Source organism: Pseudomonas sp. LBUM1663, from assembly GCF_059695905.1.
Window position 1 is genome coordinate 3842339 of the sequence record NZ_CP166792.1, and the last position, 20262, is coordinate 3862600.

General features: G+C 56.7%; 21 protein-coding genes. 10 read left to right on the forward strand and 11 right to left on the reverse strand.

Annotated elements, in window-relative coordinates; translation table 11 throughout:
- Positions 1-176: 176 nt before the first annotated feature.
- Positions 177-992 (forward strand): DUF1206 domain-containing protein, encoded by an 816-nt coding sequence (locus tag ACA075_RS17515; protein WP_497294170.1) that lies wholly within the window; start codon positions 177-179, stop codon positions 990-992.
- Positions 993-1055: 63 nt separating this feature from the next.
- The gene (gene tspO, locus ACA075_RS17520) at positions 1056-1499 is read left to right on the forward strand and encodes a tryptophan-rich sensory protein TspO (RefSeq protein WP_497299285.1); all 444 of its coding nucleotides are present in this window, start codon (positions 1056-1058) and stop codon (positions 1497-1499) included.
- A gap of 34 nt (positions 1500-1533) precedes the next feature.
- Here tspO and ACA075_RS17525 read toward each other — a convergent pair whose 3' ends face one another.
- Positions 1534-1992 carry a winged helix-turn-helix transcriptional regulator gene (locus ACA075_RS17525; RefSeq protein WP_497294171.1) on the reverse strand — a complete coding sequence of 153 codons (459 nt, stop codon included), beginning with the start codon at positions 1990-1992 and terminating at the stop codon, positions 1534-1536.
- Positions 1993-2117: 125 nt separating this feature from the next.
- Here ACA075_RS17525 and ACA075_RS17530 point away from each other — a divergent pair, with 125 nt between their 5' ends.
- Both ACA075_RS17530 and ACA075_RS17535 read left to right on the forward strand, forming a co-directional pair.
- Complete coding sequence (locus tag ACA075_RS17530) at positions 2118-3401, forward strand: MFS transporter (protein ID WP_497294173.1); 1284 nt, start codon at positions 2118-2120, stop codon at positions 3399-3401.
- Entirely contained in the window at positions 3398-4294 is an 897-nt protein-coding gene (locus tag ACA075_RS17535) for an EamA family transporter (RefSeq protein WP_497294175.1), read from the forward strand. The genes ACA075_RS17530 and ACA075_RS17535 overlap by 4 nt, the downstream gene beginning before the upstream one ends.
- 56 nt (positions 4295-4350) lie before the next feature.
- Here ACA075_RS17535 and ACA075_RS17540 read toward each other — a convergent pair whose 3' ends face one another.
- Positions 4351-4587 (reverse strand): hypothetical protein, encoded by a 237-nt coding sequence (locus ACA075_RS17540; protein WP_497294177.1) that lies wholly within the window; start codon positions 4585-4587, stop codon positions 4351-4353.
- A gap of 156 nt (positions 4588-4743) precedes the next feature.
- On the opposite strand from ACA075_RS17540, the gene ACA075_RS17545 reads away from it, so the two are divergent.
- The 3 genes from ACA075_RS17545 (at position 4744) to ACA075_RS17555 (ending at position 6922) form a co-directional block, all read left to right on the forward strand.
- Positions 4744-5199 carry a VOC family protein gene (locus tag ACA075_RS17545; RefSeq protein WP_497294179.1) on the forward strand — a complete coding sequence of 152 codons (456 nt, stop codon included), beginning with the start codon at positions 4744-4746 and terminating at the stop codon, positions 5197-5199.
- Between the two features lie 192 nt (positions 5200-5391).
- Positions 5392-6024, forward strand: a complete 633-nt coding sequence (gene ycaC, locus ACA075_RS17550) for an isochorismate family cysteine hydrolase YcaC (RefSeq protein ID WP_219094879.1) — start codon at positions 5392-5394, stop codon at positions 6022-6024.
- Between the two features lie 604 nt (positions 6025-6628).
- Positions 6629-6922 (forward strand): fructose-bisphosphate aldolase, encoded by a 294-nt coding sequence (locus ACA075_RS17555; RefSeq protein WP_083376442.1) that lies wholly within the window; start codon positions 6629-6631, stop codon positions 6920-6922.
- Positions 6923-6975: 53 nt separating this feature from the next.
- Here the strand turns inward: ACA075_RS17555 and ACA075_RS17560 are convergent, their stop codons facing one another.
- Positions 6976-7518 (reverse strand): hypothetical protein, encoded by a 543-nt coding sequence (locus ACA075_RS17560; protein WP_497294182.1) that lies wholly within the window; start codon positions 7516-7518, stop codon positions 6976-6978.
- A 39-nt stretch (positions 7519-7557) separates the two neighbouring features.
- Between ACA075_RS17560 and ACA075_RS17565 the strand changes: the two genes are divergently transcribed.
- Entirely contained in the window at positions 7558-9030 is a 1473-nt protein-coding gene (locus ACA075_RS17565) for a hypothetical protein (RefSeq protein WP_497294184.1), read from the forward strand.
- Positions 9031-9352: 322 nt separating this feature from the next.
- Here the strand turns inward: ACA075_RS17565 and ACA075_RS17570 are convergent, their stop codons facing one another.
- Entirely contained in the window at positions 9353-11836 is a 2484-nt protein-coding gene (locus ACA075_RS17570; protein ID WP_497294186.1) for an arylsulfatase, read from the reverse strand.
- A gap of 181 nt (positions 11837-12017) precedes the next feature.
- Here ACA075_RS17570 and ACA075_RS17575 point away from each other — a divergent pair, with 181 nt between their 5' ends.
- Positions 12018-13133, forward strand: a complete 1116-nt coding sequence (locus tag ACA075_RS17575; protein WP_497294188.1) for a formylglycine-generating enzyme family protein — start codon at positions 12018-12020, stop codon at positions 13131-13133.
- Between the two features lie 655 nt (positions 13134-13788).
- Here the strand turns inward: ACA075_RS17575 and ACA075_RS17580 are convergent.
- Positions 13789-14253, reverse strand: a complete 465-nt coding sequence (locus ACA075_RS17580) for a GNAT family N-acetyltransferase (protein WP_497294190.1) — start codon at positions 14251-14253, stop codon at positions 13789-13791.
- Between the two features lie 456 nt (positions 14254-14709).
- Here ACA075_RS17580 and ACA075_RS17585 point away from each other — a divergent pair, with 456 nt between their 5' ends.
- Entirely contained in the window at positions 14710-15141 is a 432-nt protein-coding gene (locus tag ACA075_RS17585) for a hypothetical protein (protein ID WP_497294192.1), read from the forward strand.
- 77 nt (positions 15142-15218) lie between these two features.
- Here the strand turns inward: ACA075_RS17585 and ACA075_RS17590 are convergent, their stop codons facing one another.
- The 6 genes from ACA075_RS17590 to ACA075_RS17615 all read right to left on the reverse strand — a co-directional run bounded on the left by ACA075_RS17590 (position 15219) and on the right by ACA075_RS17615 (position 20222).
- Positions 15219-15719, reverse strand: coding sequence for a nucleotidyltransferase family protein (locus tag ACA075_RS17590; protein ID WP_497294194.1), 501 nt, complete (start codon positions 15717-15719; stop codon positions 15219-15221).
- Positions 15720-15722: 3 nt separating this feature from the next.
- Positions 15723-15848 carry a hypothetical protein gene (locus ACA075_RS17595; RefSeq protein WP_497294196.1) on the reverse strand — a complete coding sequence of 42 codons (126 nt, stop codon included), beginning with the start codon at positions 15846-15848 and terminating at the stop codon, positions 15723-15725.
- Positions 15849-15864: 16 nt separating this feature from the next.
- Entirely contained in the window at positions 15865-16311 is a 447-nt protein-coding gene (locus ACA075_RS17600) for an NUDIX hydrolase (protein WP_497294198.1), read from the reverse strand.
- Between the two features lie 112 nt (positions 16312-16423).
- Positions 16424-16972 carry a cupin domain-containing protein gene (locus ACA075_RS17605; RefSeq protein ID WP_007946335.1) on the reverse strand — a complete coding sequence of 183 codons (549 nt, stop codon included), beginning with the start codon at positions 16970-16972 and terminating at the stop codon, positions 16424-16426.
- Between the two features lie 416 nt (positions 16973-17388).
- Positions 17389-18675 (reverse strand): NAD(P)/FAD-dependent oxidoreductase, encoded by a 1287-nt coding sequence (locus tag ACA075_RS17610; RefSeq protein ID WP_497294199.1) that lies wholly within the window; start codon positions 18673-18675, stop codon positions 17389-17391.
- Positions 18676-18731: 56 nt separating this feature from the next.
- The gene (locus ACA075_RS17615; protein WP_497294201.1) at positions 18732-20222 is read right to left on the reverse strand and encodes an aldehyde dehydrogenase; all 1491 of its coding nucleotides are present in this window, start codon (positions 20220-20222) and stop codon (positions 18732-18734) included.
- Positions 20223-20262: the final 40 nt, after the last annotated feature.

Consider the following 20262-nt stretch of genomic DNA (forward strand, 5'->3'; position numbering starts at 1 on the left):
GGTCTATGAGGCCTGGAATGGGCCACCTCGATCCGGTGATACGGATTGGGAGTGGCCCATAGGTTCAGGACGCCCTTTGCTTCAGGCGACACCCCACCGGATCAAAGTCCTCCTTCAATCGAACCCCTCCCACCCTGAAAGGTCTGCTGCTTAGTACTTCTCTGGAATCAGCCCCCATGTCTGCGCACCAAAGCCTTGTTGTACTCGCTCGGGGCGGATATGCCGCTCGGGGCGTTCTTTACCTGATCATTGGCATCTTCGCGCTGCTGGCGGCTCAAGATTCGACAAAACCGAAGGACAGTCACCGGAGTCTGGAGGCCGTGTTAAGCCAGCCTTTCGGTTATGTTTTAGTCGGATTAGTGGTGGCGGGCCTGCTCGCCTTCGCCTGCTGGCGAGTGTTGCAAGCCCTGCGCGACGTTGATCATCACGGTAACAATATGAAGGGTCTGGTCATTCGGGCAGGACTGTTGGCAGGAGGTTTGGTCAACGGCGCGCTGGCGTTTTTTGCATTGGGTTTGCTCATCAGCGGCATCAGAAGCTCGGGCGATTCCGGCGGTGGGCAGACCAAGGATCTACTGGCGCATCTGTTGTCCTGGGAGCACTCGAATGTCTTGGTGTACCTCATCGCACTCGTCCCTCTTGGTGTAGGTATTGCCCACATCATCAAGGGCTGGAAGTCGTCGTTCGAGAAATATTTTGAAGCGGACGAAGACGTCATGCGCTACGTCCGTCCGGTCTCTCGGTTCGGTCTGATTGCCCGTGGCGTCGTCTTTATCGAGATCGCCCTGTTGCTGATCATCAGTGGCTCCCGCTATAAAGCCATGGACCCACCCGGCATGAAGGAGGCCCTCGATGCGCTGCAGAATCTACCGGCCGGCGGCGTCATCTTGATGGTGATGGCCCTGGGGTTGATCGCCTTTTCGGTGTACAGCTTGTCCGAAGCCGCCTGGCGCAAGATCAACATGGATGTACCTGGCGTACCGGGCGCCTAGCGGTATGAATGGCCGACCGGTTTTTGCAACCCCCACACAGCTGACTTCAACCAAGGACTGATGATGACCTTTCTTATTTTTCTTTTAGCCTGCGGTGCTGCGGCCAGTACTGGCCTACTTTTCAAACCGGGCCAGTGGTACGAATCACTCGTCAAACCGAGCTTTACGCCACCCAACTGGCTGTTTCCGGTCGCTTGGTCGATTATCTATCTTCTGCTCGCCTGGGCCGGTTACCGGTTGTCCCTGATACCTGGAAGCCAGATGGTGCTGGCGTTATGGGCGGCGCAGATTGCCCTGAATACGCTGTGGACACCGGTGTTCTTCGGCGCGCACCGCATTTTCGCCAGCATGGTGATCCTGACGCTGCTCTGGCTGGTGGTCGCAGCCATGGTGGTGATGGCGATACGGCTAGATGTGATCACAGGCTTGATCCTGTTCCCCTACCTTGTGTGGCTTTGTGTGGCGGCGGCGTTGAATTTTTCCATCTTGCGCAATAACCGCGGATGACGAACTCCGAGTGGGCAACTCAACGGCTGTCGATTCACGACTCGCCGTCGACAAGTCTCACCCGGTGGCAGTCTGAGGGTCCCAGTTTTTGCCCGGTGGATGAACGAACATCCATCGGCATCAGGGTCTGGCCGGAGGCGTTGTCCAACAGCACAGAACGCGTCTCCTGCGGCTCGAACAGGAAACGTTCGCCCCACTGCCTCATGCTGACCACCACCGGAAAGACCTCCCGTCCTTTGTCCGTCAGGACGTACTCCTTGTAGGCGCTTCCATCTGATGCCGGTCGAACGTCGAAGACCCCGACTTCAACCAACGCTTTCAGTCGAGAGGCCAGAATATTTTTGGCCACGCCCAGGCTCTTCTGAAATTCGCTGAAACGGCGAATGTCGTCAAAGGCGTCGCGAAGGATCATGAGCGACCAGCGATCCCCAATCACCTCAAGTGTTCTTGCTACCGGGCATTCGCTGCGTTGCGGTGAAGTGCCTTCGACCATCGTATTTACCTTTTGGATAACGGTTGCAAAGTCTGTCGATCAAGCTGGTTGCAATTTGAAACTTGATTCAGCAATAATCAAATCAGGTTTTTAATTGCAACCAGCTTAACGCCATGGAGGCGTTCATGACAGCAGATGCCGACGCAATAGCCAAACGTAACACCGGGCAGCCTTCGGGATTGCCGCCTGCGCAAACCGGAGAAAGCAGTAGGACGGACCCTTCTTCGGGGCTTTCTCCGTCACTCACGTTATTGTTTTCTGTCACCTGCGCGCTGGCCGTCGCCAATGTTTACTTTGCCCAACCTTTGCTCGCCTCGATGGCCGACAGCCTGGGTGTCACTTCAGGATTGATTGGAGTCGTGGTGACGGCTACTCAGGCCGGATACGCGCTGGGGTTGTTGTTCATCGTACCGCTGGGCGACAGGGTCAACCGTAAACGGCTGATTTTGACTCAAGTAATGCTGTCTGCCATAGCGTTGGCGGCCGTCGGCGCCTCGCAGCAATGGCTGGTGCTGCTGGGCGCCATGATTGTGATGGGCTTACTCGCCGTGGTGGTTCAGGTGCTTGTCGCCTATGCCGCCGCGCTCGCAACGCCCTCACAACGCGGGCAGGCCGTGGGGACCCTAACGAGCGGAGTTGTCCTGGGCATTCTGCTGGCGCGGTTTATCTCTGGGCTGATCGCAGATCTGGCGGGCTGGCGCGCCGTCTATTTCGTGTCCTCAGGATTGATGCTGACCCTCGCGGCGGTCCTGTGGAAAGTGGTGCCCGCCACGGCGTTGCCACGTAATCAAGACACCTACCCCGCGCTGATCCGGTCGCTCTTCAAGCTGTTCATGACCGAACCGGTTTTGCGGATCAGGGGCCTGTTGGCCTTGTTGATCTTTGCCGCTTTTTCCGTGCTGTGGACCTCCATGGTGCTGCCGCTGAGCGCTCCGCCACTGTCGCTTTCACACACGGCCATCGGCCTGTTTGGCTTGGCAGGCGTCGCCGGTGCCCTGGCTGCCAGAAGAGCCGGCCAGTGGGCCGATCGAGGTTTGGGACAACGGGTGACCGGCCTTTCGCTGGGGCTCCTGACGCTTTCCTGGTTGCCCATCAGTTTTGCCGAGACGTCCCTGATCGCGCTGGTCTGCGGTGTGATCTTGCTCGACTTCGCGGTGCAAGCCGTACACGTCACCAACCAGAGCCTTGTTTTTGCCGCACGACCCGACGCCCAGAGTCGCATGGTCGGCGCCTACATGTGCTTCTACTCGGTCGGCAGTGCGCTGGGGGCGGTCGCCGCGACCCAGGTTTATGCGCGCTGGGGCTGGACGGCTGTGAGCCTGCTGGGCACATTAATCAGCGCTGCGGCTTTGGCGCTTTGGGTTTTTACGAGTCATCTATCACCGACCAATCAAGGACGATCAACATGAAAGCCATACACCTGCTACTCGCCATCTCGATTACGGCCATTTGGGGTGTGAATTTTTCAGTGATCAAACTGGGCCTCACCACCATTGACCCGCTGATTCTTGCCGGCATTCGCTTCACGCTTTGCGCACTTCCAGCGATCTTTTTCATTCCGAGACCTGATGTGCAGTGGCGCTACATCATTGGTTACGGCCTGGTCTTCGGCATAGGACTCTGGGGCGTTGTCAACCTTGGCATCAAGTCGGGCCTCTCCGCAGGCATCGCTTCGCTGGTGCTTCAGTTCAGCGCGTTTTTCACGATCCTGCTGGGCTCATGGATATTCAAGGAAACCATTTCCCGCTACCAACTGGCGGGCATGGGCATCGCCTTCTGTGGCTTGTTGAGCATCATCTCGATTGTTGACGGGACAGTGACGACGGCCGGGCTGATCCTGGTGCTGCTGGGCGCGGTGGCCTGGAGTGCGGCCAACGTCATCAACAAAAAAGCCAGGACCACTCAGGTCTTTGCTTTCCTGGTGTGGTCCAGTGCGTTTTCGCCCATCCCTCTTTTCGCGCTTGATTACGCGGTCAACGGCTCGACGGGTTACAGCGCATTGGCGAATCAACTCGACTACCGTGCCGTCCTGTCGATCCTGTTCCAGGTCTACCCCAACACCCTGTTCGGCTACTGGGTGTGGAATTCACTCCTGAAACGATACCCAGTGTCCACCGTCGCGCCGTTATCGTTATTGGTGCCGGTATTCGGACTGCTGGGTTCAGTCATGATTTTCAATGAGCCCCTGTCATTCAACAAAATCGTTGCAGTCGTTCTCATCGTATCGGGGCTTGCCGTCGGCTTATACGGAAAGCGTTTCCTCAGCGCCGTGCTCAGGCGAGCAGACCGATGCCCGTCGTGAGAGTTAGCCAAGCGCCCGTCGACGGAAATCGACCGTACTCGTCGCTGTACCTGGCATCAACCGGGTTGATTCACGACCGTAATCTGTGTCAGTCCCACCCGCCCAGCCTGTTCCAGAATCTGCGCCGGCGTCGCGTCCGCGGTGGGCATGATCAGGCTGTTTTCACCGTCGCCATAGTGCAGCTGGAGCAAGTGCATCGCTGCCTCATGGACGGGCAACCGAGGCTGCTCCAGTTCGAACAGGTATGTGCGGGACTCGCCGTTGAACAGGTAATTCAGGGTCCATTCATGCATGGTGGGATCCTCTTATGGAAAAAGAACAGCTGATTATCCTGATCCGTTGGTCTGCTCGTGGTTCAACTATTCGTCCACGAAACAGCCACACGAAAATTCTTCAAATGCTGAGGCAGCGGTCGTTACCATGGACACGGGTTCAACAGGAGGAATGCAATGGAGCTGAAGTTCAGTCACGTCGATGTACTGGTCAACAACCTCGAAGAAGCCTGTGCTTACTACGCACAGATACTGCAAGCCAGGATCTCTAAAACCCTTGTCTGGGAACGCGGTGGTCTGCACGTGCGCTACGCGATTGCGTTGATCGGTGCGGAGCGATTCATGCTGGTACAACCGCTGGCGGGGAACCTGAAGGCGCTCCTCGACTCCGCGGGCGAAGGCATGATTTACCGCCACTGCTACTCCACACCGGACATCGAGAAGGCCTATGACGAATTGATAGCCGTAGGTGTTCAGCCAGAAGACGAGAATGGAAAACCACTCGCCCGCGCGAACCTGCAATCTCCGTCCGGGACCCGCATCATCTGGCTGCCCAAGCGCTTCGGGCACTTCTCCATCGAGATATTGGAAGACAAGGCGTTGGAGGCCTTTATCGAAGATGCGTTTGCCTGAATGGGGACGTCATTGATGACGTTTGCCACCTGCCGACATATGCGTGGACGCAACGTCCCGGGTGGGGCCTCGATTGTCCCATCCGAGTTGACAGTCAAACCGTTTTCACCCTCTTTTTCCCTTACCTGTAGATCATTAATCTGAGCCCATGTTGAACGAAGCCACTTACCCCTCCCGAGAAAGGATTTCATCATGAGCAAAGCCACTTACAACCGCCTGAACAAAGACGACGCCGTAGTCCTGATGATCGACCACCAGACCGGTCTGATCTCGCTGGTGCAGGACTTCTCGCCGAACGAGTTCAAAAACAATGTGCTGGCCCTGGCTGACGTCGCCAAATTCTTCGAACTGCCGACCATCCTGACCACCAGTTTCGAACAAGGCCCCAATGGTCCGCTGGTCCCGGAGCTCAAGGAAATGTTTCCGGATGCGCCTTACATTGCTCGTCCTGGCCAGATCAACGCCTGGGACAACGAAGACTTCGTCAAGGCGATCAAGGCGACCGGTCGTAAACAGCTGATCATTGCCGGTGTCGTGACCGACGTGTGCGTGACCTTCCCGACGCTGTCGGCCCTGGCTGAAGGGTTTGAAGTGTTCGTGGTCACGGATTCTTCCGGCACCTTCAACACCACCGTGCAACAGGCGGCGTGGAACCGCATGACGCAAGCCGGTGCGCAAATGATGAACTGGTTCTCGGTCGCCTGCGAGTTGCAGGGCGACTGGCGCAACGACATCGAAGGCTTGGGCAACTTGCTGTCCCAGCGCATTCCGAACTATCGCAACCTGATGAACAGCTACTCGGCATTAGCAGCCCGTCAGGCGTAAACCTGACGCGCAAAACCCAAGGCCCGCTTTTGCGGGCTTTGGCAATCTTCTGATTTTCCATATCCGAAAATCGTGTAGGAAACCACCCCCTGTGGCGAGGGGGTTAACCCCGTTGGGCGGCGAAGCCGCCCCCAACCCCGCCAAAATTTTAAACATGCCCACATCCCGTAGCAGTTGGCGAAGCCTGCGTTCGGCTGCGCAGCAGCCGCAAATCCGGCACGCAAGGTTCAACTGACATTAAACACGTTCTGATTCCCCGACTGTTATTCAGTCGAATACAGGATCCGCCTTCAACCACAAAGCAACGATTTTGGTCCTACACACCCGTTTGCAGGCACCAAAATCGACGCCTATATTCGACCCGTCGCTGACCAAAGTTAGCGATTGGGTTTCGCAGCCCTACAGAATAGAATCAGCCGGCACCGTCATAAGACACCCAGGCGAGCTTCGCCTGCGTCGCAGTTTATGGCGGCTGTGCGTGGGAGACTCTCGAGTCTGCCGGGTTTGATTCTTCCTGGTCTGCGAACCCGCGCACAGTTGCCACCCACTTTGTTTCGCAGCAAAGAAGGTGGCAGTTCATTCCTTTTATAAAGAATCTTATCCAATGCCAACGAACAATCCGCCCCGCCGTTTCACCCCCATGTCCCAACTCGCCACCGACTACCCCGTCCTGCTCATCGACTACGACGCCCCGCTGCGCGAACTCCACAACTGCCTCAGCGAACGCCTCAACGCCGTCCTCAAATACCTCAACCTCATGGCCTGCACCAGCCTCCCCGACTACGCCGAACACGACATCAACACCGTCACCAACATCGCCCGGATCATGGTCCAGGATGTGAGCGATGTGTTTCGGGTGATTGAGCAGCGTGGGTTTGATGCACCCAAGAGTCAGTGATCAACGTTGAGTCGTAAAAAAACCCGCACTGAGTTGCGGGTTTTTTGTGTTGTTCAGGCCTGTCGAGTTGGCGAGAGGATTGTCTTCTCTATCAGCGCGGCGATGTCCTTCGCACCAAAACACCGGAATTTAACGCTGCCAGCGCCGGTATCCAGACGGATGATCTTCGTCATGAACCCGCCTTCAATAGTGACCTTTCGGATGAAGGCCAGTGGGAGTTCAATATCCAGCGTCCCGTCCTGAACGAGGCGGTTCATGGCATTGGCACTCAAACGAACCATCGATTGGGTCAGCTCCATCTTTCCGCCAACCCAAAGTCCTCCGTATGCTTCCTTGAAGGCCTCCAGCACATCGCCCAACGCGTCCACATTGCCAGCCTCAGCCATGGAATATAAATCGTCCACGTTGTCGTAATTCACCTCGGCATCGGCGACCAGAAAATTCACCGACTTCGATTTCAAAACCTGTCCAGTCACCTTGCCTCTCCATAATTTAAGTAGCAGCCCTGAAATCCAGAGGCCTGTTTTGCCCGGGGCGCGCTGCACGAACACCCTATCGTCGCTACAAGCGGCGTCCTGTTTGGCAATCTGCGCCAATGTTAATATGCCATCACTCTTTCAATGAAGTACACCTGCATGGATGCCACGTCCCGCCCTTCCAGCTTTTTTTCACTGCTGACCGTTGCCGTGATCCTCTCTGGATGCCAAGCAACAAAACCCGCTCAAATCACAACACCTGAGGCCCAGCCGGGTTTTGCGGTTTTCAACAGTGTGCTGTTCGCGACACCCGAACCGAACTCGATCGTTCGCGAGGGCGATCGGATCACCTATGTAGTGACTTCGTCCCCAAGTCCGGAGCTCCACTACCTGGCACGTTTCGACGCCAACTGCAGCCAGCCGGATGCGCAAATGATTTACCGCAGCAAAGAGGGAATGTCGCGATTCTCCGTCAACCCGCGGGGGCGTTCGATGGAATCCTGGCAATTACCTGCTGAACAAAAGAGCCAGTACCTGCAAAGTGCGCAGTTCAAGCAGGTGTGTGCCCAGACAACACCTCCTCTATGGCGCGTGTTCTCGGCACCCGAGCATCAGGATTGGCAGATGATCGACCGCAGCAGCCTGAAAGTAGAAGGTGATAAGGTGACTTTCTGGACGACGCGCGTACTTCCCGGCGAGATGTTGGTGCCCGGCGAAAACGTCTTGTATGGGCAGGTACGACAGCGGTGGATGGCCAACTGCGCCCTGCAAGAGCTGACCGCGTTAAGCCGTTTCTACCTTGATACTCACAGTCGTGTGCTCGTTGGAGACATGCAGACAGACCCTAAAGCCATCGGCTTGCAAAGCCTCGGAGTCGATGAGCGTCAGCTGGTTCAGATAGCCTGTGGCAAACCGCAATCGCTGGACCAATACAAACAATTTGAAGGGCGTGAGCAGTCGCCTTTCGAACTACCGGCCCCCCTCGTTGCCGCCCCGGTGTTGAAAGCCATCGAGGCATTGAATATGCCCAAACCGGAGAAAAGCATTCAGCACCTGCGCCGGGTGTTCAATGACAACTCCGAGCCAAGACAGTATTCAGATCAAGCTGTGCGGCTCAACGGGCGTGACTCGAAATACCTTTCAAGCGAGGCAGGCAATCAACTGACGGAGCGTTTTAAAGAGCGAGGAAGTCAGTGGGTCAAAGCCACTTTCCGAGGCCTGATTGACCTGGCTGAAAGTGAATTCAGCACGCCTGCGGGTGAGATAACGATCGAGAATAAGGCGCTGACGAACCTCCGCTTCGAGGGCGATTGGGTGAACATGCCGGTCGGCGCACTCCTTCGATACACGGCGCAGGATATGCAACTTCGATATACCAACGGCGGGAAAGGTCCCAGAGCCTTGGTGCCGGTCGACAACAGATACAGCTGTGAGGTGCAGTCGCAGAAACCCGCCAGCACGTATCACCCGAGTTTGACCGGGACTGCCAAGGTAATCAGCTGCATACAAGATGCCTACCAATACAGCACCGACATTTACGTCTACCTCGAAACGTATGGAATGTTTGTGCCGTTCCAATACGTCACGAAGAACGTGCTGGGCGAATGGACGATTGAGGTGGTGGAATCTTGAATGGCCCGGTCTTTTTGCATTTTTTGCAGCGCCACCCTTGCTCGTGCGAAATTGCGCTCCACTTGACCGCCCGCTTGCATTCGACTTGACCAATCATTTGCATTGGTTCTGACCACCGAGTGCATCGGATTTGACCAGCACGCTTTGTAATCATGACCGGCAGAGAACGGCCATTTTCTGACTGTCAAGAAGGGGCAGCTGTCGACCCAAAGCAGACCCTCAGGAAAAGTTGCAACAGGCGAATTCGATCCGATGGTTACAAAGCAGGCTGTCGCAGGTAAGTCGCGGATCATCTCGTGCGAGTTGACCCGCGTGCTTTTTCCTAGTCTTTGGTGCCGACCTTGTTCTGAACAGCTTCCTTGCCCGCGACATTCAACTGCGTTGGTTCGAGCTTGACGGTGAGTTTGTGCAGTGAGCCGGTGAATGCAAACGGTACCTGGTAATCCTTGTCATCGACGGGAGTGCCGGTGTCGGAGCCGACATCGAAACTTTCATCCACACCGAAGACGAATGGAACGCTGTGGGGGATCGTCTGACTAGCCAGTGGCTTGCCATCCACCGACAGCACGCCGGTGCCGCCTTTACCGAATCCCGGCCCGGCATACTTGAAATCAAAGCTGATGCTGTGCTTTCCGGGAGTGAGCGCCTCGGTCCCTTCCCAGCGGAATCGCGCAACACCTTCAAGGTTGTAGTTGAAGATCGGCTTGCCTTTCAGGAGGTAGAGCGCGTACCCCCCAAAGCGGCCACCGTCGGTCACTAAGACACCGTCGCCGCCGTTTTCAGGAACAGTGATGTCAGCCGTAATGACGTAGGACTTGTTCAACACGTTGGGCTCGTTGCCTGGAAGAATGCCGGTTACTGGCGAAAGGTAATTGAACTCGGTGCGTCCGGCCACGATGCTCGGCCTCTGTGCAATGACGCGCGTAAATGCGGAGGCGTCGAGCGGCAGCACCTGATATTTGTTTGCCTCTACCCAGAACAGGTCCTGTAGTTCCTTGAGTTTTGTAGGGTTGGCGGCGGCGATATCGTCATTCTGCGTCCAGTCCTTGGTGATGTCGTACAGCTCCCATTTGACGCCATTGACGATGTCCTTGGGTGGCTGAGAGGTAATGTCCCAAGGTGCGCGGTAGGGCGTCGTCGATGCCATCCAGCCTTCATGATAAAGCGCGCGCATTCCAAACATCTCGAAATACTGCGTGGTGCGTGTAGAAGGTTTTTCGGCATTCTGCTTGTCGAAAAGGTAAGCCAAGCTCGTGCCTTCGATAGGTTTTTGCGCAATGCCATCTACCTGGAGCGGTGCATCAATGCCGGTGGCTTCAAGAATCGTCGGCTCAACGTCAATGACATGGTGGAACTGGTTACGGATGCCGCCGGCATCCTTGATCCGGTTCGGCCAGGAGATGGCCATGCCTTGGCGGGTGCCGCCAAAATGCGATGCAATTTGCTTGGTCCACTTGAAGGGGGTGTCCATGGCCCAGGTCCAGCCCACGGCCATGTGCGGATAGGTCTGGTCCGATCCCCAAGCATCCAGATGCTTCATCTGTTCGGCGACCGGCACGTCGATTCCGTTGAACGTGGTCATCTCGTTTGGTGTGCCGTTAGGGGTGCCTTCTGCACTACCGCCGTTGTCACCACTGATGTAGAAAATCAGCGTGTTATCGAGCTTGCCCATGTCATCAATCGCCTGGATCACCCGACCGATTTCATGATCGGTGTACGCGAGATAGGCCGCATAGACTTCCATCTGATGGGCATAGAGTTTTTTCTCTTCCGCCGAAAGTTCGTCCCATTTTTTCAATGAATCCGGCCATGGTGTGAGCTTGGCAGTCGGCGGAATGACGCCCAGGCGTTTCTGATTGGCGAAGATCTGTTCGCGCGCAGCGTTCCAGCCCATGTCGAACTTGCCCTTGAACTTGTCGACCCATTCGGGCGTCGGGTGATGCGGCGCGTGGGTACCGCCGGGCGCGTAGTAAAGAAAGAACGGTTTCTTTGGATCGAGTGCATTCAATTCATTGACATAGCCAACGGCGTCATCCGCCATCGCGGTGATCAGGTTCCACCCCGGTTTTCCAACGTAAGGATGAATGGGCGTGGTGTTGCGCATCAGATTGCCCGGTTGCCACTGGCTGGTTTCGCCGCCCATGAAGCCGTAGAAATAATCAAAACCCATACCAATAGGCCACTGATCAAACGGACCGGCCTGACTGATCTGGAATGACGGCGTGTTGTGGTTTTTACCGAACCACGACGTTGCATAGCCGTTGTCCTTGAGGATTTTGCCAATGGTCACTTTGTCCTTGGTGATGACACTGTTGTAACCGGGATACCCCGTCGAAATTTCCGTGATAACGCCGAAACCTACAGAATGGTGGTTGCGTCCGGTAATCAAGGCGGCACGTGTGGGCGAGCAAAGTGCCGTCGAATTGAATTGCGTGAAGCGCAATCCGGCTGCCGCGACACGATCCATGCTCGGCGTCGGGATAAGACCGCCGAACGTACTGGGCGCACCGAAGCCGACGTCGTCAGTGATGATCAACAAGACATTCGGCGCGTCTTTGGGAGGTACGACGGTCGGGGACCAGTAGGGCGTCGAGGTCGGGGCGTCGAGGTTGATGACGCCGCCAAACGCCGGGGGAGGGTTGGGTAGGTATCTGCCGTCGATGGTCGTGGTCGCACTGGGTGAACCGGGCGTGCCGTTGACTTGCTGTGGCGCCGCATTGGCGGAGAGCGTAAGCATGGCAAAGACCAGCCCTGCACCAAGCCTGTTGTTCAGTCGTAATGATTGAGTCCAGTTCGCAGTGGCCATGGCCAGCTCCTTTAAACCCCCGAAACCCCAAGCTCGGAGTGTAGAACCGTTTTGTTCTCTCGCCAGTCCATCCCATGGGCAACGAGGCTGGCCGTTGACTTTGGAGGCGTGGTGTCTATACCTGATCTTGATATGCAGCAGGTTCAGCACGGGCCGCAGACTGATACGAGGAGGAGCGCACATGCTTATCAGGAAACGGCGTTTGGGTATTGCCATCGTCTGCGCCGGGATCGTGTTGGCTTGCCTGGCGTTTGCGGGTTATCAGCACATTCGCGGCCCCGTGCCGTTGACGCTGGGTGATGGAAAGAATGGCCCCCTGAATATGGTCTGGCTTCCTGCCGGCGAATTTTTGATGGGGAGCGACCATAAACAGGCTCGCCCAAACGAGGGGCCGGCGCACAAGGTTCGACTCGACGGGTATTGGATCGACCGCCATGACGTCACTAATGCCGATTTCGCCCGTTTCATTTCTGAAACACATTACGTCACCACCGCCGAACGCAAACCCAGATGGGAAGATCTGAAAGTCCAACTGCCGCCAGGGACTCCAGAGCCGGATGAAAGTGACTTGGTGCCTGGCGCATTGGTTTTTGTCGGCACAGACAGGCCGATCCCACTTAATGATTTCAGCCAGTGGTGGGCATTTATCCCGGGAGCCGACTGGCGTCACCCGTTGGGGCCAAACAGTACAATCGAGGGCAAGGAAACTCATCCTGTTGTTCAGGTTTCACGTGAAGATGTGCTGGCGTACGCCGCATGGGCACACAAGCGCCTGCTCACCGAGGCCGAATGGGAGTACGCCGCAAGAGGCGGGCTGGAACAAGCGAATTATGCATGGGGGAATGACTTCTCACCCGGTGGAGAAAAGATGGCTAACACCTGGGATGAAATACAGCCGTTTCCCGTGACCGGAACCAGTAACAAATTCAAAATTGGCACCAAGCCGGTTGGCAGTTACCGACCTAACGCCTATGGACTCTACGACATGTCCGGGAATGTTTGGCAATGGGTCGCCGATTGGTATCGTGCCGACGCGTTTAGAGTAGGGCTCAAACGTCAACCGGCGGGCGAAGCAGCGGTAAACCCGGTGGGGCCTTCCGACAGCTATGACCCCGAACTTGGGGTGACGGCCAATGCTCCGCAGCGTGTCATCCGAGGTGGATCTTTCCTTTGTAGCGACAGCTACTGCACGAGTTTTCGAACCAGTGCCAGGCAGGGCGCAGACCCTATGAATTCCATGTCGCATCTCGGCTTTCGCTTGGCGATGAGTAATGACCAATGGGAAAAGAACCGTTGAATACAAAATACAAACGGGCCGTTCGTGAAAACACGTATGACCGCTATTGGCCGTTCTCTGCCGGTCATGGCCACACAGCGGGAGGGTCAAATCCGGTGCAAATGATTGGTCAGGTCGAATGCAAATGGGTGGGCAAGTCAGTGCGAGTACCCAGCTCGAGGCGGGCTATAAAGAAAGCAATAAAAAGCCCGGCTCCAGGGCCGGGCTTGTCTAGCAGCGTGGGTTGAAGAGCAACTAACCCCCACCCGAGTTTCCTCCGCTACTGCTACCACTCGCCTGCCCCTGTTCACCTGTCTTCGATCCGGCAGGCGTCGGGCCGTTATCGGTTGTCCCGCCATCGGCCCCTTTAGGAAGTGAACCTGCGTCGGGGTCTGCGTTGGTGCTTTTGGGTGCGGGGTCGCGGCTTTGACTCGTGCCATCAGTAGAGGTGGTCCCGGGTGTTGAGTCAGCTGCGATCGCATACAGCGAACTGCCAGACATCATGACTGCGAGCGTCAGCACCGCCATTTTGTGATTAATCATGTTGGTTCCTCCTGAGCGTGGGTAACACGACATTGGAAGGATTTGCCGCGAGAACGTGCCGGGCAGTGGACGAGCGGTTGACGTCTGTGCAGAAGTCGCGGCGGCAACCCCTGCCCGCCCTCCCCGATCAAGGCTAAAGCCTCTTCACCATTGGCACACACGCTAACTGAAGCCCAGCAGGTGAATGGTAAATAGCAGGTTCGTCACCCACGAAACCGCAGCGCCGATAAAAATCAGCCGCGTTTAACGTGGCGTCCAGATTAACTTCATTCACGCCCAACTCCCGCGCCAGGCATTCCAGATGATCGAGCATCTTTAAGCCGATGCCCTCTCCCATGAAACCGGGTAACACAAAGATCGCGCCGATTTCGCTGTTCTCCAGATCAAGCATCCCTGTCGCCACCGGCTCACCCTGAATACAGCCCAGGTAAAAGTGCTTTTCCATCAGGTCGCCGTACCCGTCCTTGGCCGCGCCTGCCGTCCAGGCAAGCATCTGTTCTGTGGTATAGGCGCCGATGCATTGGTGCCGTATCGCTTGAAGGCGGATATCGAATGCGGTTTGGGCATCGCTTGGCTGGGCGCGTCTGATCTCGAGCATTTCATTCTCCTTGAGCCATCGGTGGACGGAGAACTAAAAAGCCCCGTCCATCTCTGGCGGGGCTTTGGGCAACTACGTCAAATTCTGTGAACGCGTGACCTCACAGCCCGCCAGCGGCGGTCATGGAAGTGCACATCATGTTCATGCGGGGGATGTAGGTCATGGGTCGATAGTGTTTTGGATGATCGGGCTTGTCAAATTTGAGGAAAATAAATGCGTCCCCTTTTACCTGACGATCTTAAAAAAGGTGACAGATCTAGTTATTCAAATAGATCTGTCACCTTTCTTATTGCTTGGGATTTGACGAAAGACCCGGACTTTATCGGTGCACATATCCTATTTTTCTGCCCTGGAACTTTTCTACAAGTTGATGTCGATATGATGGCACCCCCATGATATCAAATGGGTGGAGTAACCAGCGTCAGGCTGATCCCTGAAAAATCAAGGAAGTGTGCAATGAAAATAATCCTCGCCGTGCTGTTGATGTTCAGCAGTTACGTTTACGCCAGTTGCGAAAACATCAGCAACGATGACCAGCGTAACTATTGCAAAGCGCGTGAGGGCCGGGGCGGTTGTCAGAATATTAAGAACGACGACCAGCGCAACGCTTGCAAAGCGGAAACGGAAGGTACGGGTGATTGTGGAAACATTCACGATGATGACCAGCGCAACTATTGCAAAGCCAAGCAAGGCTCCGGCGGTTGCCAAAACATCAAGAACGACGACATGCGCAATGCCTGCAAAGCGCAAACAGAAGGTACGAGTGACTGTGGAAACATTCGCGATGATGACCAGCGCAATTACTGCAAGGCCCAGCAAGGCTCCGGAGGTTGCCAGAACATCAAGGATGACGGTCTGCGCAATCAGTGCAAATCCATGGCGCCTTAGCTGAACGGCACAGCGACAGCCTCGTGATAAAGGTGACAGGTCTTTTATTTAAATAGATCTGTCACCTTTTTCCATTTCTAAGTCGTGAGCCCGTGCTCATGAATCCTGAGCCAAGGCCAGCGAGCCTGATAACTCTTCGCCTTCTGTTCAAATAAATCGGGTTGAGGAGTATTCGGGTTGATACGAAGAATCCCCTGTTCCGTGTCAGCCAGACCGTTGGGTGCATAGACATCACCCGTCTCAATATCCAGCCCAATACACGTGCCGGCGATCAGGTAACGATCAATGCCGTCGCTGGTCGACTGAAGCCGAGGATAAGATCCGCCAAACCTCTGGCTGTACCAAAGATGGACGCGAGCCTGGTTCCTGATTTCGACGCTAACTCCGAGATCCTGAAAGAGGCGCTGAGCCGAGTTAATGGCCTCATCCTCAGCCTCCCACGACAAATCCTCATCGAAATAGAAAACGTCGTAGTCCTTGATCCCCCACGCTGGCGGCAGGTTCGACTGATGATTCCAGACGGCCTGAAAAAGGCAGCCCGCCGTGAGCATGCATTGGTTCAAACCCAGTGAAGGCAAGCGCTAGGTGATTTCCGCGTTTACTGGATTGGTCATCGCGATGCTGACCAATGCTTCGGCAGTCAATGTCATTTTCGCTCCTTGAAAGGTGATCGCATCCTTGGCGATCAATACGTTAAACAGCGCCATTTCTAATGACAGAGCATCAGTCCAGCAGCGCAACCTTCTTCAGCAGCTCGTATAGCCCAGCAGGCACCAACGGCGTTTCGCCAGTAATACTGTCGAGCGCCAGCCACTTCGCAACAAAGGCAGCGCCATCGCTTTCTTGAGCGTTCAAGTGGGGCAGCTCATAGACGTTGGCATCCACGAATTTCGCATCGTAGACCTGCACGATTTCGTGCCCAGGCGTGCCGGCATAGGTGAAGATGTTTTCGAGCGTGCCGAGCAGGCGAACATCGGTGATGGATAAACCGAGTTCTTCATCGACTTCACGTAGTACGGCTTGGGCGCTGGTTTCGCCGAACTCTATTCCGCCACCGATTGGGCGCAAGAAGGGCTTTCCAGTAACGGGATCGAGTGCTTCGTTGACCAGTATCTTGCCATCGTGATGGAAGATGCAGAGTGCGAGGGCGCGGATGTGGTGTGTCGTCATGAAGTGAAGTCCATTTACTTTGCTTAAACCCTGTAGCAGGTGCTTCCGTTCGGTGTGGCTGTTGGCCGCGGACGCAGCCTTCGGCAGCTGCTACAGGGTGTCCGTATTGATATCAGAAGTTAGCCGGGGTGTTGGCGCTGATGATTTCCGCTTCATCCTGGCCAATATTGCGAAACTTGTGAGGCAGCGTCGTCGGGAAGTAGTAGCCGTCGCCAGCGTTGAGCACACTAATCTGCCCATCCACGGTCAACTCAACCGTCCCCCGCGTAACCAGCCCGCACTCCTCGCCTTCCGAGTGCACAATCGGCTCTTCCCCCGAACTCGCGCCCGGCGCGTATTGCTCGCGCAAAAGGCGCATCTGCCGACTCGGCACCGACGCGCCAATCAACAGCAACCGCAGGCCATGACGGCCGAGATCCGGTTGTTCGTTGGCGCGGAATACGTATTGGTGCTCACGCGGCGGCTGGTCGAAGGTGAAGAAGTCCGCCAAAGACATGGGAATGCCTTCGAGCAGTTTTTTCAGGGAGCTGACGGAGGGACTGACGCGATTCTGTTCGATCAGGGAGATGGTGGCATTGGTGACGCCGCTACGCCGGGCCAGCTCGCGCTGGGACAGTTTGTAGCTTTCGCGTACTAGTTTGAGTCGTGAGCCCGTGTCCATGACAGCCTTATGCGAGAAATACTTAAGGGTTATGGGGGTGGATGGCGGGCGACTTTTGGCCGCGAAAGTACCGCTTCCCTGTCCCGGAAATGTGAAAGGCGGGTATTAAATCACGTTTGGTGGTGTTGCTCAGCAGGTTCGATGAATGGGTGGGTGAAAAGGTTGTTGGGGGCTGATGGCAGCCTGTTCACAGATGGAAACTGTGGGTGTGAGTGGTCTTGCGATGGGGGTATGGCAGTCAACATCGATGGTGGCTGGCAAGCCCGCTCCCACAGTTTGAACTGCGGTGTTGGCTGAGTTTGTTTGCACCGCTAGTCCCTGTGAGAGCCGCGATGGCGGTGTGTCAGGCGACATCAATGTTGGATGTGCCGCCGTCATCGCGAGCAGGCTCGCTCCCACAGGTTTCTGCGCGGGGCTTAGATCCCGAACCGATCGCGCAGCGCGTAATACGCGGCGCCCATGGCGGTGAGTGGCGCCTGGAAGGTGCGGCCGCCGAGCATGGGCATGTGCGGGAGCGAGGCGAACGCGTCGAAACGTTCGGCGTCGCCGCGGATCATTTCCGAGATCAGTTTGCCGGCCAGGTGCGAGCAGGTGACGCCGTGGCCGCTGTAGCCTTGCATGTAGTAAGCGTTTTTCTCGATGCGGCCGAATTGCGGCATGCGCGACATGGTCAGCAGGAAGTTGCCGGTCCAGCGGTAGTCGATCTTCACGTCCTTGAGTTGCGGGAAGGTCTTGAGGATTTTCGGCTTGATCAGTTGCTCGATGTCGTCCGGTTCGCGGGCGCCGTAGACCACGCCGCCACCGTACAGCAGGCGGTTGTCGGCGGTGAGGCGGTAGTAGTCGAGCAAGTAGTTGCAGTCTTCGACGCAGTAGTTGTTTTTGATCAGGCTGCGCGCAACCTTTTCCGACAACGGTTCAGTGACGACGATTTGCGAGCCGCACGGCATGCTTTTACGTGTGACCCGGTTGTCGAGGTCTTGCGGCAGATAGGCGTTGCCAGCGATCAGCAGGTACTTGGCGCGCACGACGCCTTTGGCGGTGCGCACGGTGATCGGTTCGCCGTAGGTGATTTCCACCGCTGCCGATTGCTCGTAGATTTTACCGCCGAGGCCGATGATGGCCGAGGCTTCGCCGAGGGCCAGGTTCAGCGGGTGGATGTGGCCGCCCTGCATGTCGAGCAGGCCGCCGACGTAGTTGTCGCAACCGACTTCGCGCTTGATGTCCGCCGCGTCGAGCATTTTAAGGTTTTTGTTGCCGTAGCGTTCCCAGCTGCTTTTCTGCTCGGCCAGGCCTTTGAGCTGCTTTTTGTTCAGCGCGGCGAAGATGCCGCCCGGCTTGTAGTCGCACTGGATGTCGTAGTGCTGTATGCGCTGGCGGATGATGTCGGCGCCTTCGAAGATCATGCTGCCGAGGACTTCAGCGGTCTTGTCGCCGTAACGTTCTTCGATGACATCGACATCGCGGCTGTAGGAGTTGACCAGTTGGCCGCCGTTGCGACCGCTGGCGCCGAAACCGACTTTGGCGGCTTCTAGCACAGTCACGCTGTAGCCCGCTTCGCAGAGGAAAAGGGCCGAGGACAAACCGGTGTAACCGGCGCCAATGATGCAGACGTCGCAGTCCACGGCTTGTTCCAGGATGGGGAAGTCACCGGTAAAGTTGCGGGTGGCGGCGTAGTAGCTGTTTACATGTGTTGTTTGTTTCATAGATTTCTCCGATGGCCACCGGCAGCGTGCCGGCGACCGTCGCTTTTTTATAGGTATTAGAGCTTGATCCAGGTCGCTTTGAGTTCGGTGTATTTGTCGAACGCGTGCAGCGATTTGTCCCGACCGTTACCCGACTGCTTGTACCCGCCGAACGGCGCGGTCATGTCGCCGCCATCGTACTGGTTGACCCAGACACTGCCGGCGCGCAAGCCACGGGCGAAGGTGTGGGCCTTGCTCAGGTTGCTGGTCCACACACCGGCGGCCAGGCCGAAGATGCTGTCGTTGGCGATGGCCAGGGCTTCTTCCGCGGTGTCGAAGGTAATCAGCGACAAAACCGGCCCGAAGATTTCTTCCCGGGCGATGGTCATGGCGTTGGTCACGCCGTCGAAAATTGCCGGCTCCACGTACAGGCCGCCGGTGGCTTCGAGGGTACGGCTGCCGCCCGCGATCAGTTGCGCGCCCTGGTCTTTGCCGACCTGGATGTAACGCAATACGTTGTCCAGTTGACGCTGATCGACGACCGCGCCGACGGTGGTTTCCGGGTCAAGCGCGTGGCCTGGTTTCCAGGCTTGCAGCGCTTCCACCAGCAGCGGAATGAACTGCTCGCGGATCGAACGTTCCACCAGCAAACGCGAACCGGCGGTGCAGACTTCGCCCTGGTTGAAGGCAATCGCGCCGGCCGCCGCTTGTGCTGCCGCGCGCAAATCCGGCGCGTCGGCGAACACCACGTTTGGACTTTTCCCGCCTGCTTCGAGCCAGACGCGTTTCATGTTGCTTTGCCCGGCGTAGATCAGCAATTGCTTGGCAATCGCGGTCGAGCCGGTGAAAGCCAGCACATCGACGTCCATGTGCAACGCCAACGCCTTGCCGACGGTGTGACCGTAACCTGGCAGGACGTTGAACACGCCTTTGGGGATGCCCGCGTCCAGCGCCAATTGCGCGATGCGGATGGCGGTCAGTGGCGACTTTTCCGAAGGCTTGAGGATGAACGAGTTGCCGGCCGCGAGTGCCGGGGCGAACTTCCAACTGGCCATGATCAACGGGAAGTTCCACGGCACGATGGCGGCGACCACGCCCGCAGGTTCGCGGGTGATGAGGCCGAGTTGGTCGTGCGGCGTGGCGGCGACTTCATCGTAAATCTTGTCGATAGCCTCGGCGCTCCAGCGGATCGCGTTGGCGGTCGCCGGGATGTCGATGTTCATCGAATCGTTGATTGGTTTGCCCATGTCGAGGGTTTCGAGCAGGGCGAGCTCTTCCTGGTTGGCCAGGATCAGGTCGGCGAAGCGGATCAGGATGCGCTTGCGCTCGGCCGGGGCAAGGTTGGCCCAGATACCGGACTCGAAGGTGCGGCGCGCGACGGCAACGGCGGCATTGGCGTCGGCTTCGTCGGTGCTGGCGACATTAGCCAGGAAGCGACCGTCGACCGGGCTCATGCATTCAAAGCTGTCGCCGCTGAGTGCCGGACAGTACTGGCCGTCGATGAATGCGCGGCCTTCGATAGTGAGGGACTGGAAGCGTTGTTCCCAGTCGCTGCGAGTGTTTGTCATGGTTGTGACTCGACGCAGAGGAATAGTTGATCGTGTTAAC